Source organism: Methylocella tundrae (genome assembly GCF_901905185.1).
Taxonomy (GTDB): Bacteria; Pseudomonadota; Alphaproteobacteria; order Rhizobiales; family Beijerinckiaceae; genus Methylocapsa; species Methylocapsa tundrae.
In genome coordinates, this window is record NZ_CABFMQ020000006.1 from 1 (window position 1) to 442 (window position 442).

General features: G+C 49.3%; 1 protein-coding gene. It reads left to right on the top strand.

Going from position 1 to position 442, the window contains the following annotated elements; genetic code table 11:
• Nucleotides 1–442, top strand: a 442-nt coding sequence (locus MPC4_RS02965; protein ID WP_174511210.1) for a relaxase domain-containing protein, incomplete at both ends; no start/stop codon positions are given.

Below are 442 nucleotides of genomic sequence, written 5' to 3' on the forward strand. Positions count from 1 at the left end.
GAGCTAGAGGATGGCAGCACGGGAGCGCTTGAAAATAGGGAAATGCTGCGCTGGCAAGGGGCCGCGGCATCGCTTTACCACGCTGATCTAGCATATAAATTGGGAAAGGAAGGGTTTCCAATAAGGAAGGTTAAAAACCTCTTTGAAATAGATGGAGTTCCTGATGAGGTGATGAAGGATTTCTCGCAACGCCGAGTTGCAATCCTGAAGGCAGTAGAGGCGGAAATGGCTAGCCGCGGTCTAGATGCATCGCAAGCAAGTCGAGGGCTGCTTCAGAAAGCGACAATCGAGACTCGGAAAGAAAAAACAGAGATGTCACGGTATGAGCTGGAAGGCATCTGGAAGGAGCGCGGTAAAGCGCTGGGATTTTCTGAAGAGCAGGTTAATGAAATTATTGATTCGGAAAGCTTCACCGAATTAAGTAGAGAGGAGTGCTTGGAGC